Raw genomic sequence first — 14,631 nt, forward strand, 5'->3', positions numbered from 1 at the left:
GCAAGTCGTCATCCGCGTCTGCGAAAGCGCCGGACCCGCCGTCCATTGGAGCGGGGCTATGGTGGGTCAGGCAAGATGAGAACTAAGGAATCCGGGGAGCGCGTGAGGCTTGATATGAGCCAGATGCGCGACTGACGCTGGTTTGCGGGCACGCACGAAAATGAATAGGCACGAATGCCAACTTGAGAATTTTAGCTAAAAATCTACGTTTTTTGCAGCCAACATGAGAAAATGTTTTCACGAGAACGCGCGTCCAGCTAGTCTAGTATTTATTATTTTACTCTTTCGTGTCGCCAAATGGAAGCCTTATCTGGCGAGCAGCAGGGATGTGGTCTTTGATCTTCAAGATAGTGCGCTCTGTCTTCAGGCCCTTGTCAGTGTGGTATTGGCGTTCCAAAACCTCGGCAACAAGAATGTCGTTTTTTGCAAAAGCTAATTGGTTTTCATCGATCTTTCTCAAGAAATTTTGGTCAGCGATGCTGGCTGAATACTCAGAGGCACCATCGTAAAATTCCCACTTGTTTCCCTCCTTGAACTTGATACTCTTAAGTTGAAGATTTGTTGTCCTGATATCCTCGGAAAGCAAGACATCCTCTTGCACAGGAAACTTAAAGTGATGAGCCTCCTCTTTGCTCACAAAAACAGACTCAGTCCCTGGCGTCGCCCGTGCTGCGAATAGCTCCACACCGTTGCGTTCAAGGGGCTTGCTGATTGAATTTTCAAGTCCTTTGCGCACTCTTACATCTTGGTAGAGCTTGAGTAACGTCCTTGAGATGACTGTACTTTCATCTTCGATGATGATCTTGACGTTTCCATCCTGGAGTGGCTCAACCTTTGTGATCCGACGCCCTCGGACCCACTTAATGAATCCGATTAGTCCGTCCTTGAATAAGGCATAAACGCCTCCCAATAATCCCAGTACCTCTAAAAGCGTTTTTGCGGTCACAACATCCGATGAAGACAGCAATCCCCCTAGACTACCCCATATGCTTTGTACTGTGCTAAGTTCAATGCCAAATGAACCCCGCTCGAAGGAGGCACGGACACTGACGCTGATGGACGCCCGGTCGCCATTGAGCACTTCGTTCGCACCTTCCAGAACATCTGAAAGCGCCAAGAGGGCCGGGGCAAGGTCTCGGACATCCATTTCGTGATTGGCCAAGGCTGGGCCATCATAGAGTACATAAAAATTCGCTTTACTACTCATCTACGTCTCTTTTAAGCGATGGTTCCTCAACGCTTGCAGTTTTACTAAAACAACCACCGTTCAATTTTCCCAAGGCAAATAGTCTCGTTGATGAATCATTTTGAAGGCACTATTCTCTCTAGTCCTGGTCGCTACATAATCTATATCTTAGTATTCAGCGAGCCCAAATGTACGAGTGTAACGCGCGAAACATCTCTTGGAATATAAATTTTCACCGCCATTACACACGGTTACCATCCTTATTTTTCTAGCGCAGTTCCCTTCCCACCCAGATCACATGGCCGATTATCCTGACGCCGTCGCCGAGGTCGCCCTTGGCGTCGATTTCTATGGGGGTAGGCCGGGTTGAAGCTCTTTAGCAACAGCTTTCCAGACAGTGTGTCTATTATTTTTAGATAGACGAGATCCTCGACACCGACGGCGAAGACTTGGCCGTGGCCTAGCTGCCTCTGGCTTTGATCTATCAGGACGACGTCAGCATTCTTGATCTCTGGCTCCATGCTATCGCCCATGACTCGCATGAGGACCATCTCGCGCGGGCTATTTCCCCTTCACGATTTTCCGTTTGGCTTCCTTGCCCACGGACGCGGCGTGCTTGTCCGCCGAGGCGGCGAGCTCGTCGGCCAGGGCCAGGGCGGCTTGGCGCAGGTCGTCCGAACGCTGCCCGACGTTCTTCAGCGCCCAGGCCACGGCCTTGCGCACGATGCGGCGCTCGTCCCCGGCGGCGCGGCGGATGAGGGGCAAAAAGGAGAGGAACTGGGCGGGCAGGGCGTCGTGCTCCTTCCTGGCCAGGACGGCCTGGGTGACGAAGGCGGCGCGGCGCACGAACTCTTCGGGCCGGTCGGTCCACTCCTCGGCCTTGGTCCAGGCGTAGCGGGTGCGCCAGACGAGGTTCTGGCAGAACTGGTCGCAGAGGTCCCAGGAGTCGATGTCCGCGGCCCAGGCCTCCAGGAGCGGGTCGGCGGTCCGGGCCGGATCGGCGATGACCGTGGCCAGGATGCGGGCCTCGTGCAGGCCGGTCTTCCAGAGATCCTGGGCCAGGGCGTGGTCGCGGTGCACCTGCATGGCCAGGCCGCGGATGACCCGCACGGGCACGCCGCAGGCGCGGGCGGTGTTGATGCCGTACCGGGCCATGCCCTCACGGTTCTTCTCGTCGCCCAGGCTGCGCAGTCTGGCGACGATCTCTTCGGCGCGGTTCACGGATAATCTCCTTGGTGAAGAGTCTATCGGGATTGCGTGGTATTGCCAATAAAGCCGTGGTCCTTAATCAAGCAGGACTGAATTGCAATGTCTTGTTATAATATCTGGCGAATGACAAAGAATAACTATAAGGTTAGCCATGTAGGTTATGGCATAATAGAAAAATTATTGGGGGTGTTCCATGCCAACGCCTGAAGCGCGAAAACTCACCGATTTTATTAATAAAAAAGAGCTGGAAGGGTTTGATGGGTATTCTATTTTGATAGTAGTCGATGGTGAACCAAATGTGAAGCCCATCTCTCCTATGTTTAATGCTGGCAGAATAGGCAAATTGTATAACGTAGATGGATTTAAAGGAAAAAAAATTGCATATATTAAGAATCCATTTCCAGAAGAAGTGCGATTGGTCCCTACTGTTATGCTAGATTCAAATCTTGTTTCATATTTGCAACAATTTGTTGAGAAAACTCTACATAAAGATTTTTACTATTCTATTTTTCTCTTTATAAAAGAGGTACACGTTAATTTAAATTATGACTTTAGTCCAGTATTTTATTTTTATGAGAGCTTTCATAAGCAAGAAGTAAAAGATTTTAAACAATTTGCTCTAAAATCTTATATGGCGTTGCTCAAAATTCAAGTTATGGACAAAGAAAAGTTTGTTAGCGATTATGAAATTCAAGAAGACCCGCGACTTGTTGCGGAGTTATGCAAAAATAAGATGTGCTCCTCGCTAGAGCAAGTTGCGAAAAATTATATTGATAATTTCGCTGATGCGCAACAGCATGAGATGAGCATAATGCCCAATGTTACGTATCTTGTATTGTTAAAAATGGTTCTCATAAAATATGATCGTAGGATAGAAGACAGCGGAAAGATTCAGGCAGTCTATGAATTCATGATAGAAGAATTTGGCTTGTTGTTTGCGCGGGAGATTGTGTTGTCCGCTCTGTATTTTTCATCAAGGACAGGACGATCAATAAAATATTTTGACAAAAATATTAACATTATAAATCTCAAGCATAATCTTCAAGCAACAGCATGGGATATCTTGCTTGCTAGAATGCCAGAGATGTTGCTAACATTTTCATCCCCTGATGAGGTCACGGTGGCAACTATTTGCACAGGAGAAGAATTTATTAAAGAAATTTGCGAAATGGTAAGCTATGAGCGTATTGATGTGTGTAAAAAAAAGAATTTTATCCAGCCGCAATTTTTGTTTAACAACTCTTTAATGATGGAGAAATTGGATAAAGTTTATTATGATTCTATAGTGCAAATAATTGATACTCATGTTCCTGTCCGGACGCGCAAATCGTTGACAAAAGAATATTTAGATGGATTAGAAGATAAGCTCTTAAAAGAATGTTCCTTTCACAAGGGCTGTTAGGTCAGGACAGCATCCAGTCCACGGCCATGTCGCAGTGCAGGGCAGTGGTGTCGAACAGGGGCATGGCCGCGTCGTCCGGGCCGATGAGCAGCGGGATCTCGGTGCAGCCGAGGATCACGCCCTCGGCCCCGGCCTCGGCCAGCCGCGCCATGATCTCGCGAAAACGCGCCCGTGTCGAGTCCGCGAAGACGCCGCGCACGAGTTCGCCGAAGATGGCCTCGTGCACGAAGGCCCGGTCCGGCTCATCCGGGATCAGGGTGGAGAGGCCGAAATCGGCCTTCAGGACGTCGGCGTACACGCCCGTCTCCATGGTGAAGCGGGTGCCAAGGAGCCCCACGCGCGAACACCCGGCCCGGCGCGCGGCCGCGCCCGTGGCCTTGGCGATGTGCAGCACGGGCAGGCCCGAGACGCGGGCCACCTCGTCGGCCACGAGGTGCATGGTGTTGGTGGCGATGACCATGCCCTGCGCCCCGGCTCGCGCCAGGTTCAGCGCTGCCTGGCCGAGCGTCTCGCCCAGGGCGTCCCATCGCTCCGCCTCCAGCAGGGCCGCGATCCCGGCGAAGTCGAAGGAGTGGATGAGCAGGGGGGCCGAGTGCAGGCCGCCCATGCGCGCGGCCACGTCGCGGTTCAGGCGGCGGTAGTATTCGAGGGTGGATTCGTGGCTCATGCCGCCGAGAATGCCCAGGGTGCGCATGCGATGCTCCTTTTTCAGAAGGCCCACAGCCAGTAGCCGTAGGTCACGACGATCATGCCGCCCACGCGCAGGGCCTGGTTGTAGACGATGAGGCGAAGGGCCAGGGCCGGGGAGAAGATGCCCGCGTAGGACGGAAACTGGTGGCGGAAGGCGCGCATGGGCGAGGAGAGGATGTTGCCCACGAGCAAGGCCAGGATGACGAAGCGCGGTTCGAGTCCGCCCGTGGTGATGAGCGCGCCGGCGGCGGCCAGCCCGGCCGTGAATTCCGATGCCATCTGGAAGATGACGATGGGCAGGGCCGAGGCGGGCAGCCAGGACAACTCGCCCACGTTTTGCGCCATGAACTGCTCCAGGCGCGCGAACAGGCCGTGGCGGGCGGCGAAGTGGATGGCCACGTAGATGGGCACGGTGATGTAGAGGATTTTGGGCAGCCGGGTACGGAAGCGCTTGAGCGCGAGCCGAAAGGCGGCCCGAAAGCCCTTGAAGCCGTTCTCTTGCAGGCGGCAGACCACGCAGCCCTCGGGAATGGGCGGCAGGGTCAGGCGGCCGAGCGCGATGATGAACAGGGTGCGCAACGCGGCCGCGAGCAGGGAGAGCCCCACGTACACTGCGGCCGCGTCGCCGATATAGGGCACGGTAAGGAAGTAGACGGTGGGAAGATGCAAAAGATAGGTGGGCAGCGCGTTGAAAAGGTTCGCCAGAACCAGTTCGCGGCGGCTCATCTCGCCCTTGTCGTGGGCTTCGGCGAGCATGGTGTTGGCCGTGATGCTGGAAAAGAAGGCCATGGAGAAGCTCGCGCCGGAGACGTCCTTGAGTCTGGCCATGCGGATGAGCGGCGAGGCCAGGCGGGCCATGGTATGGGTCCAGTTGAGCGCCTCGATGAGGTTGCCCACGATGAGCCCCATGGAGATGGCCAGTGTCAGGCGCAGCAGTGGCAGGACCAGCGCGGACCACAGAAGATCGATGTCCATCGGGCCTTGATCAGTCCTCGTCGCGGGCGAGCGTTTCCTCGAGCAGGCGGTCGAGGTCGTCCTCACTCAGGCCGCCGGGCAGGCCGTAGCCATGCTCGGGCGCGGGGAATGTCCCGGCGCGGACCTCCCCGGAGTAGGCCGCAAGCGCTGCCGCGGCCTCGCGGGCCAGGGAGGCGTAGCGTTTGACGAAACGCGGCGCGAGGCGTTCCTGAAGCCCGAGCACGTCGTAGGAAACGAGAACCTGGCCGTCGCAGTCCGGCCCGGCACCGATGCCGATGGTGGGCGCGGACACGGCGCGCGTGACGCGCGCGGCCAGGGGCGAGGGCAGGCATTCGAGGACCACGGAGAAGCACCCGGCCTTGGCCAGGGCCTTGGCCTCGGACAGGATGGCGGCCGCGGCCGGAACACTCTTGCCTTGGACCGTGAAGCTGCCGATCTCGGCCAGGCGCTGCGGCGTGAGGCCCACGTGGCCCATGACCGGCACTCCGGCGTCGATGATCGCGCGCACGGCCTCCATGTGGCGTGCGCCCTCGATCTTCACGGCCCGCGCGCCGCCCTCCGAGACGAAGCGCACGGCGTTTCGCACGGCCTGGACCGGGGATTCCTGGTAGGAGCCGAAGGGCATGTCCGCGACCACCAGGGCGCGTGCTGCCGTACGCGTCACGGCTTTCACATGGTGCAACATCTCTTCCATGGTTATGGAAAGGGTATCCTCGTGGCCGAGCACGACCATGGCCAGGGAGTCGCCGACGAGCACGACGTCCGCGCCACCCTCCTCGGCGAGGCGGGTCGTGGGGGCGTCGTGGGCCGTGAGCACCACGATGCGCTGTCTGCCCTTCATGGCGCGGATGTCGGGAGCGGTGAGGGGTTTGGTCATGTGGTCCTCCTTGCCGGGGTAAGGCATGGGATCATAGCGTAGGACATGGCGCAAGAAAAGACGCGGCCCAGGCTGCTGAAAAAGTCCCATCTACTGTGCTGCCGCGAAAAGTTCAGCCCCTCGCGCAGGTCAAACTACGCTTCGGCCTTGAGCTTTTCTAGCGCCTTGCATCTGGGTCTTTTTGAGCAGCCTGGATGCAGGAGTTCGAAAGCAGCCACGGCCGCGAACCCCTGACAGGGGCTCGCGGCCGTAGATCGCGCGCGTCGTGGAAGGTTCTAGAATTCCTGGAGCAGCCAGACCACGCGGCCGACAATCTTGTCCTCGGCGGTGGAGGTGGGCACGGACTGTTCCGGATGCTCGGGGTTTTCGCTGCGCAAAAGGAAGCGGTCGTTGTCCGCGTCGAAGAAGACGCGCTTGAGCACGAGCCCCTCGTGGGGCACGTGGATGCCGTAAATCTCGCCCGAACGTACGCGGGTGCGGTCGCTGTCCAGTCCCACGTAAGCGCCCCGGCGGATGAGCGGCTCCATGCCCGCGCCGTCCACGCGCACCACCAGGATGGAGGGCTTGTGCAGCGTCTCGGGGATGGAGAGCTGGCTCACGAAGTCGGGCTGCCAGCCGCCCTGGTCCGTGACGAGTCCGGCCATGGAGGAGACGTTGACCACGCGGCTGCGAGAGGGGGTCTTGCCGTAGGCCGCCGAGGCCTCGGCAGCGCCCTGGAAGTTGGCCGAGGATTCGGCCATGCCGGGCTTGAGATACATGGGCTCGATGCCGTCGGAAAGCCAGTCCGGATTCAGGCCGTGGCTGCGGTAGAGCTTCAGGTACCAGTCCGCCGGCACGGAATTGCGGCGCTTGGCGTCGGAAATGGAAGACTGCCTGATGGAAAGGATGCTGGCCAGTTCCACCTGCGTACGTGCGCCGGTGGCCTTCTTGATGCGTTCGAGGACGTTGTCGAAGTTCATATGTCACCTCGCGTATGGCGTAAAATTATAATCACGTTGACTAAAAATGCAACGGTTTCGTGGGGCTACGCCTGATGACTAAAAAAGTCAACCCATTATCCCCGAGTCGGTCCTCCCATGTGTCATCCCATTGCGGCTCCATTGCGGCTGTTTGCATTCAGCGAGCAGAGGGGTTTGCGCGCGTTCGTGCCGCCCTGAAGGATGGTTATGAGGGTCAATAATCATTCTGTACGCCCGGAATATGAACGTGGCAACGGATAATTTGCGCGACAATGGTTGCAAAGGGGCGATGCCCTCTGGTGGGCCGGATATGTGTTTGCAAATGAGAAAAAAGTCGATATGCAGGTATCGAATAAATCGAGATGGCGCCTGGAGGGAAGATGCCGCGACGAGAAGGCAGGGCGCGTGAGCCTGAACGCAGGGTCAGGCTGCTCAAGGAATGGATGGCTGCCAAGGGGTTCAGCCAAAGGGTTCTGGCCGAGGAGATCGGCGTGCATCCGTCCATGATCACCCGCATCTTTCAAGGGCAGCGCGCCCCGGCGCGGCGCATCGAGCAGTTGCGTGACATCGGCGTGCCCGCGCGCCTTCTGCCCGCGCCAAGTGTCCGTCCCCCCGGAAGGCCGCGCAAGCGCCGGAAGTAGCCGTGCACCGGCTATATTTCTTGCATGGTCCAGGCCACGCGGCCCACGAGTCGTTCGTCCTTTCTGTCCAACGGCAAATGCAGGTCGAAGACGCCCTTGCCCTCGCCCTGGAGCCGAAGCGCCCCGCGTCCGATATCCACGAAGACCCGCCGGAAAACGAGTCCCACCTCGGGCAGGAGCACGGCGTGAACGTCGCCCTCGGCGATGTTCCTGCGCCGCGTTTCGACGCCGACGTAAGCACCCCGCCTGATGACCGGAGACAGACTGTCGTCCGTGGCTGTGAAAACGAGCAGGCCGGGGCGGCGATAGCTGGACGGGATGCAGATGCGATCCGTTTCCGGCGCGGTCCACGCTCCGTTGGCACCGCGTGATGGCGTCGGAGCGTTGACAGCCACGATGGTCAACCCCTCGGAGGAGTCCAGAGCGTCGCCCGCGTCCGGGGCTGTCAGGCGTCGGGGAGGCTCTCCGGACAGGAGCCAGCGCGGATTGTAGCCCGCCTCCAGGCACAGCGAGAGAATCCAGGAAGCAGGTACGCGCTTCTTTTTCTTGGCGTCGGAGACGCTGGATTGACGAATTCCCAGGCGTTCCGCCAGATCCTGTTGGGTCTGGGCTCCGGCAGCCTCGAGAACGCGAAGGTATATATCATTGAACTCTTCGGCGTCTCGCAACGCGCTCCCTGCCTGATTCATCTATTATCTCCTACCGTTAAAGGCTTAAATCGGTCAATTCAATCTACGCCACCGGACACGGCAAAGCAATACGAAATTGCAAGGTCTTCATGGATTCTGGCAGGATGAGGCGAAGGACCAAGGACAGGTTTGGCTTATGCAATATATGTTGACACGAATGCAAAATAAATTAACCTATTGCGCATTCTGTGCGCTGACTGATATTGAAAAGGGGAAGTGAATGGCGCGGCATGACATCGGATTCGGGGCCGTATCCCTGGAGGAACCTTTTTTCCCGTATGGCGAGATGGGCGACGAACTGTTCGCGGAACGATTCCAGCGTCTGATGCAGGCCGTGGAGGCCGGGTCGGCGGCGGAACTGGCCAAGACCCTGGGTATCAAACACCAGGCGGTGTCGGCCGCGCGCAAGCGCCGTCAGGTGCCGCTCAATTGGCTGCTTCTGGTCTCGGAGGGGCGAGGCGTGTCGCTGGATTGGCTGTTCTATGGCCTGGGCGAGATGCGGCTGCCCGACGAGAAGAGCCCTCCGCCGCCGACGATCGTCAGTCTGGATGGATATGCGCGGCCGCTCGGTGAGAGGACTGCCAGCCGCGAGCCTCCGGCCGACGACGGCTTCGCGCCGAAAGCGGTATACGAGGCGGGCCAACTCGTGGTGTTGCCGCGCGTTTTGCCCCGTCTGCATCCTGGCTCGGCGCTCCTCGAAAAGGATGAAAGCCAGCCCGGCGTGGCTTTTCAGCATTTCTGGCTTACGGCCAGGGGGCAGGTGCGCGGCATGGTGGTCATGGAGATGCAAGGGACGCACATGGAGCCAACCATCGCCCACAAGAGCCTGCTTCTCCTCGACCGCTCGCGGACCGAGGTCGTGCCCGGCGGTATCTATGCCCTGGCCATCGGCGCGGAAGTCGTGATCAAGCGCCTCGATCGCCTGCCCGGCAGTCTGGTCCTGGCTTCGGACAATCCGTCCGTGCCTCCGCGCGAGGTGCCCTGGCCCGCCGCAGAGCCGATGGTGCTGGCGCGGGTGCTGTGGGCCGCGCGTGACCTGGGCTGAGAAGCGCGTGAAGTCGTCGACAACCGCCGGGATTGTTGCCAGAAGGGGAAAAATCGGCGACAAGGCTGTGGCTTCACGAGGTGAGCCCCATGTCCGAGACAGCCGAACAGACACAGCGCCCCCAAACGTCCCTCAGCACGCTCGAAAGCGTTCTGGGACACTCATTCGCCCGGCGCGAGCTTCTCGTGCTCGCCCTGACCCACTCCTCCCACGTCAACGAGAACGGCGGCCAGGCCGAGAGCAATGAGCGCCTTGAATTTCTGGGCGACGCGGTGGTGGAACTGGTCGTTTCCGACGAGTTGTTCAGGCGCTTCCCCGTGGAGCGCGAGGGCGAACTGACGCGGCTGCGGGCGCGAATGGTGCGCGAGCAGAGTCTGGCCGAGGTGGCACGCGAACTGGGATTGCCCGCGCATATCCTGCTCGGCAGGGGAGAAGAGGCGCAAGGGGGCAGGCAGCGCGACGCGCTCTTGGCCGACGCCCTGGAGGCAGTCATCGGCGCCGTCTACATGGACGGCGGGTTCGCCGCCGCGATGCGCTGCGTGCATCGCATAATGGCCGAGCACTGGCCCGAAAGCCCCGACCTGCCGAAAGTCAAGGATCCCAAGACCCGCCTGCAGGAAGTCACGCAACAACTCTTCAAGGCCCGCCCCGAGTACGCGCCGGCCGGGATGCACGGCCCCGACCACGCCAAGATCTACGAGATTGTCGTCCGGCTGCCCGACGGCCGCGAGTTCCGAGCCCAGGGCGCGAGCAAGAAAAAGGCGGAGCAAGGCGCCGCCGAACAGGCGCTTGACGCCCTCGTCCCCGCGAACAACGATCGATCCTGAAAAGCGAAAAGACTGCTCGCGCAACGCGGCAAAGGACACGTTTCCCCAATCTTGCTGCGTGGGATTTTCATGCCTCGCCCCGCAGGCCGCTCAAAAGGTGGTAGATGCAAGGCGCAAGAAAACGCCGGGCCCGACGTGTATAAAGATATACACGAGGGGTCGGCGCTTTCGCGGCAACGCGGCAGATGGCGTCTTTTAAGCGGCCTGAAAAGGCCGGACCGCCTCGCTTGAGAACGGCCCGGCCGCGTGATGGCGCGTCCCCCGGGGATGAGGTTGTCGCCTCTCGTCGCCGTGCATGGAGGAGGCTCCGCGCGGAGCCTCCTGAAATGCATCTCCTTAAGCGCCGGTCTAGCCGCCGCCGATGAGCTGCATGGCCATCCTGGGCAGGCTGTTGGCCTGCGCGAGCATGGCCACGGCCGCCTGCGAAAGGATCTGCTGGCGCACGAATTCGGTCATCTCGGTGGCCACGTCCACGTCGGAGATGCGCGATTCCGAGGCTTGCAGGTTCTCGGCCTGGATCTGCAGGTTGGTGATGGTGTTCTCCAGCCGGTTCTGCATGGAGCCGAGGTTGGCGCGGATCTTGTCCTTGGAGATGATGGCCTGCTGGATCTGGGCCAGGGCCTGCTGGGCCATCGCCTGCGTGGAGATGGACCGGCCCGCGCCGTTCGCGCCGCCGCCGGACATGAGGCCGACGCCCAGGGCCGAGGCGGTCGAGTTGCCGATCTGGATGTAGTAGTAGTCCGAGGACGAGTCGTTGCCGGTGCCGAAGTGGATCTTGATCTTGCCGGTGGAAACGAGGCCGGTGCCGTCGTGCTCCTCGGCGCTCAACTGTCCGTTCAGCAGATAGATGCCGTTGAAGTCCGTGGCGTTGGCGATGCGCTGGATTTCCGAGGCCATGGCCTGGTACTCGGAGTCGATGATGAGACGCTGATCCGAGTTGTAGGTGCCCGTGGCCGCCTGCTCTGCGAGCTCCTTCATGCGGATCAGTTTTTCGTCGATGACGCCGAGCGCGCCGTCCGCGGTCTGGATCATGGAAATCGCGTCCATGGCGTTGCGCACGCCCTGGTTGATGGTGGCGATGTCCGCGCGCATGAGTTCGCGGATCGCAAGGCCAGCCGCGTCGTCGGCCGCCGTGCCGATGCGCAGGCCCGAAGACAGCCGCCTGACCGAGACGCCGAGGTTGCCGTACGCCGAGTTCAGGTTTCGGGCAGCGTTCATGGACATTAAGTTATGGTTGATGACGAGAGACATTGTAGAAACCTCCTTGTCTACATCCTGCCGTTCCTTGGGGTTTGCCGAGCGCAAAGCAACCACGGTGCCAAATGTTTTTTTTCAAAGCATGTCGGCGGGATATGTTTTCAAAAAAGGTTCTGCGGCATTTTTTTCCCGGCTAAAGGAGCCCTCGGTGCGAGGCTGGTCAGGCTTTTGACCGGCCCTGAGGCGGAAAAAATGGGGCGGCCTAAAGTCCGGGAGGCGGTTGACCGATATCAATGACGGAAGGGGTGAAAAGTGGCCGGCAAGGGGGCGCCAGACTGCTGACGAACTCCGTTTTCGAGGGACTCCATGGAGGGAGCCATGCACATCGAACACATCACCACGCAGCTCGCGTCGCTCGCCGAGGGACGCGTTCGCAAGGACACCGGTGGCGCGCGTCAAGGGGGCGGTGAGCCGGTCGATCTGGTTGAGCGAGCATTTGAGCGCAAAACCGACGACAGCCTGCGCAAGGACAAGGAAATTCTGGACGCGGCCGGAAAGAAGCTCGAAGAGGCGCTGGCCGAGCGCGGCCTGAAGCTCAAATATCACGTGGACGAGGCGTCGGACACCGTGCAGGTGGAGATTGTGGATCCCGAATCGGGCAAGGTCGTCCGCAAGCTGCCGCCCGACGATATCCTGAAGTTGGCGCGTTCCGTGCGCGAGATGGCCAGGGGCTTTCTCGACAAAATGTCCTGACAGGCCGCTGAAAAGGCGGCATCTGCGGCGTTGCTTCGAGCCGGTCAAACCCTCGCGTATCGGGAATACGCGTCGGCCTTGACCGGCTCTCGCGCCTTGCGTCTGCCACCTTTTCAGCGGCCTGTGGCATGAAGCGTAAGCGGTCTGCAAGATCGAGTTCGCCGCCTGTCCGGGGCTAAGCGTGCTGCGCGCCGCGCGGTCAGGCGCGTGGTGAAGGGAAACGGGAGCCTCTCGGCCGCCTTGGCTTACATTCTCAGCCCGGGCTGTTCTTTTTCGTCCAGGGCCGCAGCCACGAGTTCGCGCACCCGCGCATGCACCACTTCCGGACTCGCCGAGGCGTCCACCACCCGGAAGCGCTCCGGGTGCAGCGCGGCCCAGGTCAGATAGCCCTCGCGCACCCGGGCGTGAAACTCCATATGCTCCGCCTCGAACCGGCCCTCGGATGCGTGCGTGCCCTCGGCGATGTTGCGCGCCAGGGCGCGGCGGAGCCCCTCCTCCGGCTCGATGTCCAAGAGGATCGTCAGGTCCGGCCATAGTCCGTCCACGGCCACCTCGTTCAGGCCGTGCAACGTCTTCGGATCGAGCCCCCGACCGTATCCCTGATAGACAACCGTCGAGTCGGCGAAACGGTCGCTGAGCACGTCGTGTCCGGCCAAAAGGGCCGGGCGGATGACCGTGGCCACATGCTGGGCGCGGTCGGCCAGGTAGAGGAACAACTCGGCCTGGCCAGTCAGGTCGCTGCTCTCCATGGAGAGCAGGATGCGGCGAAGCTCCCTGCCCAGGCGCGAGCCGCCCGGCTCGCGGGTGATCTCGGTGGCGCGCCCCTGTTCGCGCAGCCAGGCGTCGAGCAGCCCGATCTGCGTGGACTTGCCCGTGCCTTCTATGCCTTCAAAGGTAACAAACATTGGGCTGGTCCTTTCTCCGCGTTGGCGGCTTGCGGCTTGGGCGTGGGCCTGGGCCGGTAGAGGGGGCGTTCCAGGGAGCGCACGAAGGGCGACCAAGTGCCTTCCTCGGCCTCGGCGTCGAAGGCGGAGCACACCGTGCCGAGCTTTGAGTCCATCTGGTCGGCGAAGTGCAGCACCAGCGCCTCGGCGGTCTTGGGCCGCTTGGGCGAACCGTAGGCCAACTCCCCGTGGTGCGAGAGGATCATGTGCTTCAGGTGCAGGGCGAGTTTGGGCTCGAGCCTGGCCTTGCGCACGAAGGGCTCGACGACTTCCAGGCCCAGGTGGATGTGTCCGAGCAGCCTGCCCTCGTCCGTGAAGTCGCGAGCCAGGCCGGAAGAAAGTTCCCAGGCCTTGCCCAGGTCGTGGAAGGCCGCGGCCACGAGCAGGGCCTCGGCATCCAGCGCGGGATACTGCTCGGCCATGGAGCGGCAGATGCGGCACACGGCCAGGGTATGTTCCAGAAGGCCGCCCTGGTAGGCGTGGTGGATGGTCTTGGCGCCGGGCGCGGCCAGGATGCGTTCGCGGTTCGCGTCGTCGCCGAAGACCAGCGAGCAGAGCTTGCGCCAGGGCTTGTGGCGCAGGTTGTCGCGCAAAAGCTCCTCCAACTGGCGCAAAAGCTCTTCGGGCGGGACGCTTGAGATGGGCAAAAGCGCGGCCATGGCCGCGTGGTCGAGGTCGCTGTCCACGAGCGAAAGGTCGCGGACCACCAACTGCGGCGTGTCGCGGTAGCTTTCCACCTGGGCCGAGACGCGCGCCACCTGCCCGGCCGCGAGGCTTGGCAGGCTCTGGGCCAGCGGGCTCCAGACCTTGGCGTCGATACGGCCGCTGCGGTCCGAGAGGGAAAGGCTCCAATACGGCCCGTTGCGCGAGGTTCCCTGTTTGGCCTCGGCGATGACGAAGATGTCGGCGACGGCCTGGCCCACTGCCAGATCCTGGACATAGACGGTCTTTGCGGTCATTCGCTTGCGAAACTCCGGCGGCTGCCCTATTACCCGGAGCAGAAAATATGCAATATTTTCGTGCGCCGGGTTGCCAGTACGGCCCGCCAAGGGCGGACTGAAGCGGCGAAGCCGCGGGAGTGCAAAGTAAAAACTTTGCGCTCCCAGTAGTAATGAAGATGGTTCGCGCTGTTTGGCGCGTCACCGTGAAGTGCCTCGACCAGCGGGGATTGTCAAACCTCGAATCGCCGCGTAGGGCTGCTTCACGGCCCGCCGCATGCGGCGGGTACATGGAAGCC

The 14,631-nt window shown here is 60.3% G+C and carries 16 protein-coding genes; 5 read left to right on the plus strand and 11 right to left on the minus strand.

Annotation, left to right across the window (positions count from 1 at the left end):
• Window positions 1-277: 277 nt before the first annotated feature.
• From DSAT_RS00630 to DSAT_RS00635, 3 genes are all read right to left on the minus strand, one after another.
• A complete protein-coding gene (locus DSAT_RS00630; protein ID WP_020885633.1) occupies window positions 278-1,207 on the minus strand; it encodes an LAPAL motif-containing putative phage structural protein in 930 nt (309 codons plus the stop codon).
• 239 nt (window positions 1,208-1,446) lie between these two features.
• The gene (locus DSAT_RS15035) at window positions 1,447-1,737 is read right to left on the minus strand and encodes a S24 family peptidase (protein ID WP_328285308.1); all 291 of its coding nucleotides are present in this window, start codon (window positions 1,735-1,737) and stop codon (window positions 1,447-1,449) included.
• Between the two features lie 10 nt (window positions 1,738-1,747).
• Complete coding sequence (locus DSAT_RS00635) at window positions 1,748-2,407, minus strand: DNA alkylation repair protein (RefSeq protein ID WP_020885634.1); 660 nt, start codon at window positions 2,405-2,407, stop codon at window positions 1,748-1,750.
• Between the two features lie 181 nt (window positions 2,408-2,588).
• On the opposite strand from DSAT_RS00635, the gene DSAT_RS15250 reads away from it, so the two are divergent.
• Window positions 2,589-3,797 (plus strand): hypothetical protein, encoded by a 1,209-nt coding sequence (locus DSAT_RS15250; RefSeq protein ID WP_020885635.1) that lies wholly within the window; start codon window positions 2,589-2,591, stop codon window positions 3,795-3,797.
• Between the two features lies 1 nt (window position 3,798).
• Here DSAT_RS15250 and DSAT_RS00645 read toward each other — a convergent pair whose 3' ends face one another.
• From DSAT_RS00645 to DSAT_RS00660, 4 genes are all read right to left on the minus strand, one after another.
• On the minus strand, window positions 3,799-4,491 hold the full coding sequence (locus DSAT_RS00645) for an aspartate/glutamate racemase family protein (protein WP_020885636.1): 693 nt from the start codon (window positions 4,489-4,491) through the stop codon (window positions 3,799-3,801).
• A 14-nt stretch (window positions 4,492-4,505) separates the two neighbouring features.
• The gene (locus DSAT_RS00650) at window positions 4,506-5,462 is read right to left on the minus strand and encodes a nucleoside recognition domain-containing protein (protein WP_020885637.1); all 957 of its coding nucleotides are present in this window, start codon (window positions 5,460-5,462) and stop codon (window positions 4,506-4,508) included.
• 10 nt (window positions 5,463-5,472) lie between these two features.
• Entirely contained in the window at window positions 5,473-6,339 is an 867-nt protein-coding gene (gene panB / locus DSAT_RS00655; protein ID WP_020885638.1) for a 3-methyl-2-oxobutanoate hydroxymethyltransferase, read from the minus strand.
• Window positions 6,340-6,614: 275 nt separating this feature from the next.
• Window positions 6,615-7,298 carry a LexA family transcriptional regulator gene (locus DSAT_RS00660; protein WP_020885639.1) on the minus strand — a complete coding sequence of 228 codons (684 nt, stop codon included), beginning with the start codon at window positions 7,296-7,298 and terminating at the stop codon, window positions 6,615-6,617.
• Window positions 7,299-7,678: 380 nt separating this feature from the next.
• Between DSAT_RS00660 and DSAT_RS00665 the strand changes: the two genes are divergently transcribed.
• On the plus strand, window positions 7,679-7,939 hold the full coding sequence (locus DSAT_RS00665) for a helix-turn-helix domain-containing protein (RefSeq protein WP_020885640.1): 261 nt from the start codon (window positions 7,679-7,681) through the stop codon (window positions 7,937-7,939).
• A gap of 11 nt (window positions 7,940-7,950) precedes the next feature.
• On the opposite strand, the gene DSAT_RS00670 is transcribed toward DSAT_RS00665, so the two are convergent.
• The gene (locus DSAT_RS00670) at window positions 7,951-8,628 is read right to left on the minus strand and encodes a LexA family transcriptional regulator (RefSeq protein WP_020885641.1); all 678 of its coding nucleotides are present in this window, start codon (window positions 8,626-8,628) and stop codon (window positions 7,951-7,953) included.
• Between the two features lie 220 nt (window positions 8,629-8,848).
• Here DSAT_RS00670 and DSAT_RS00675 point away from each other — a divergent pair, with 220 nt between their 5' ends.
• Both DSAT_RS00675 and rnc read left to right on the plus strand, forming a co-directional pair.
• A complete protein-coding gene (locus tag DSAT_RS00675) occupies window positions 8,849-9,673 on the plus strand; it encodes a LexA family transcriptional regulator (protein WP_020885642.1) in 825 nt (274 codons plus the stop codon).
• 89 nt (window positions 9,674-9,762) lie between these two features.
• The gene (gene rnc, locus DSAT_RS00680; RefSeq protein ID WP_020885643.1) at window positions 9,763-10,500 is read left to right on the plus strand and encodes a ribonuclease III; all 738 of its coding nucleotides are present in this window, start codon (window positions 9,763-9,765) and stop codon (window positions 10,498-10,500) included.
• Window positions 10,501-10,848: 348 nt separating this feature from the next.
• Here the strand turns inward: rnc and DSAT_RS00685 are convergent, their stop codons facing one another.
• A complete protein-coding gene (locus tag DSAT_RS00685; protein ID WP_020885644.1) occupies window positions 10,849-11,751 on the minus strand; it encodes a flagellin N-terminal helical domain-containing protein in 903 nt (300 codons plus the stop codon).
• Between the two features lie 324 nt (window positions 11,752-12,075).
• Between DSAT_RS00685 and DSAT_RS14670 the strand changes: the two genes are divergently transcribed.
• Window positions 12,076-12,450, plus strand: a complete 375-nt coding sequence (locus DSAT_RS14670) for a flagellar protein FlaG (RefSeq protein ID WP_020885645.1) — start codon at window positions 12,076-12,078, stop codon at window positions 12,448-12,450.
• 245 nt (window positions 12,451-12,695) lie between these two features.
• Here the strand turns inward: DSAT_RS14670 and tmk are convergent, their stop codons facing one another.
• Together tmk and DSAT_RS00700 are read right to left on the minus strand one after the other, a co-directional pair.
• The gene (tmk, locus tag DSAT_RS00695; RefSeq protein ID WP_020885646.1) at window positions 12,696-13,355 is read right to left on the minus strand and encodes a dTMP kinase; all 660 of its coding nucleotides are present in this window, start codon (window positions 13,353-13,355) and stop codon (window positions 12,696-12,698) included.
• The gene (locus DSAT_RS00700) at window positions 13,331-14,353 is read right to left on the minus strand and encodes a 3'-5' exoribonuclease YhaM family protein (RefSeq protein ID WP_020885647.1); all 1,023 of its coding nucleotides are present in this window, start codon (window positions 14,351-14,353) and stop codon (window positions 13,331-13,333) included. The genes tmk and DSAT_RS00700 overlap by 25 nt, the downstream gene beginning before the upstream one ends.
• Between the last annotated feature and the right edge of the window lie 278 nt (window positions 14,354-14,631).

Source organism: Alkalidesulfovibrio alkalitolerans DSM 16529, assembly GCF_000422245.1.
Classification (GTDB): Bacteria; Desulfobacterota; Desulfovibrionia; order Desulfovibrionales; family Desulfovibrionaceae; genus Alkalidesulfovibrio; species Alkalidesulfovibrio alkalitolerans.

Excerpts from the sequence above, each read along its gene's own strand:
- DSAT_RS00660 (WP_020885639.1), bottom strand. The coding sequence starts at position 7,298 with ATGAACTTCGACAACGTCCTCGAACGCATCAAGAAGGCCACCGGCGCA.
- rnc (WP_020885643.1), top strand. The coding sequence starts at position 9,763 with ATGTCCGAGACAGCCGAACAGACACAGCGCCCCCAAACGTCCCTCAGC.
- DSAT_RS14670 (WP_020885645.1), top strand. The coding sequence starts at position 12,076 with ATGCACATCGAACACATCACCACGCAGCTCGCGTCGCTCGCCGAGGGA.
- tmk (WP_020885646.1), bottom strand. The coding sequence starts at position 13,355 with ATGTTTGTTACCTTTGAAGGCATAGAAGGCACGGGCAAGTCCACGCAG.
- DSAT_RS00700 (WP_020885647.1), bottom strand. The coding sequence starts at position 14,353 with ATGACCGCAAAGACCGTCTATGTCCAGGATCTGGCAGTGGGCCAGGCC.
- DSAT_RS00645 (WP_020885636.1), bottom strand. The coding sequence starts at position 4,491 with ATGCGCACCCTGGGCATTCTCGGCGGCATGAGCCACGAATCCACCCTC.
- DSAT_RS00630 (WP_020885633.1), bottom strand. The coding sequence starts at position 1,207 with ATGAGTAGTAAAGCGAATTTTTATGTACTCTATGATGGCCCAGCCTTG.
- panB (WP_020885638.1), bottom strand. The coding sequence starts at position 6,339 with ATGACCAAACCCCTCACCGCTCCCGACATCCGCGCCATGAAGGGCAGA.
- DSAT_RS15250 (WP_020885635.1), top strand. The coding sequence starts at position 2,589 with ATGCCAACGCCTGAAGCGCGAAAACTCACCGATTTTATTAATAAAAAA.
- DSAT_RS00685 (WP_020885644.1), bottom strand. The coding sequence starts at position 11,751 with ATGTCTCTCGTCATCAACCATAACTTAATGTCCATGAACGCTGCCCGA.
- DSAT_RS15035 (WP_328285308.1), bottom strand. The coding sequence starts at position 1,737 with ATGGTCCTCATGCGAGTCATGGGCGATAGCATGGAGCCAGAGATCAAG.
- DSAT_RS00675 (WP_020885642.1), top strand. The coding sequence starts at position 8,849 with ATGGCGCGGCATGACATCGGATTCGGGGCCGTATCCCTGGAGGAACCT.
- DSAT_RS00665 (WP_020885640.1), top strand. The coding sequence starts at position 7,679 with ATGCCGCGACGAGAAGGCAGGGCGCGTGAGCCTGAACGCAGGGTCAGG.
- DSAT_RS00670 (WP_020885641.1), bottom strand. The coding sequence starts at position 8,628 with ATGAATCAGGCAGGGAGCGCGTTGCGAGACGCCGAAGAGTTCAATGAT.
- DSAT_RS00650 (WP_020885637.1), bottom strand. The coding sequence starts at position 5,462 with ATGGACATCGATCTTCTGTGGTCCGCGCTGGTCCTGCCACTGCTGCGC.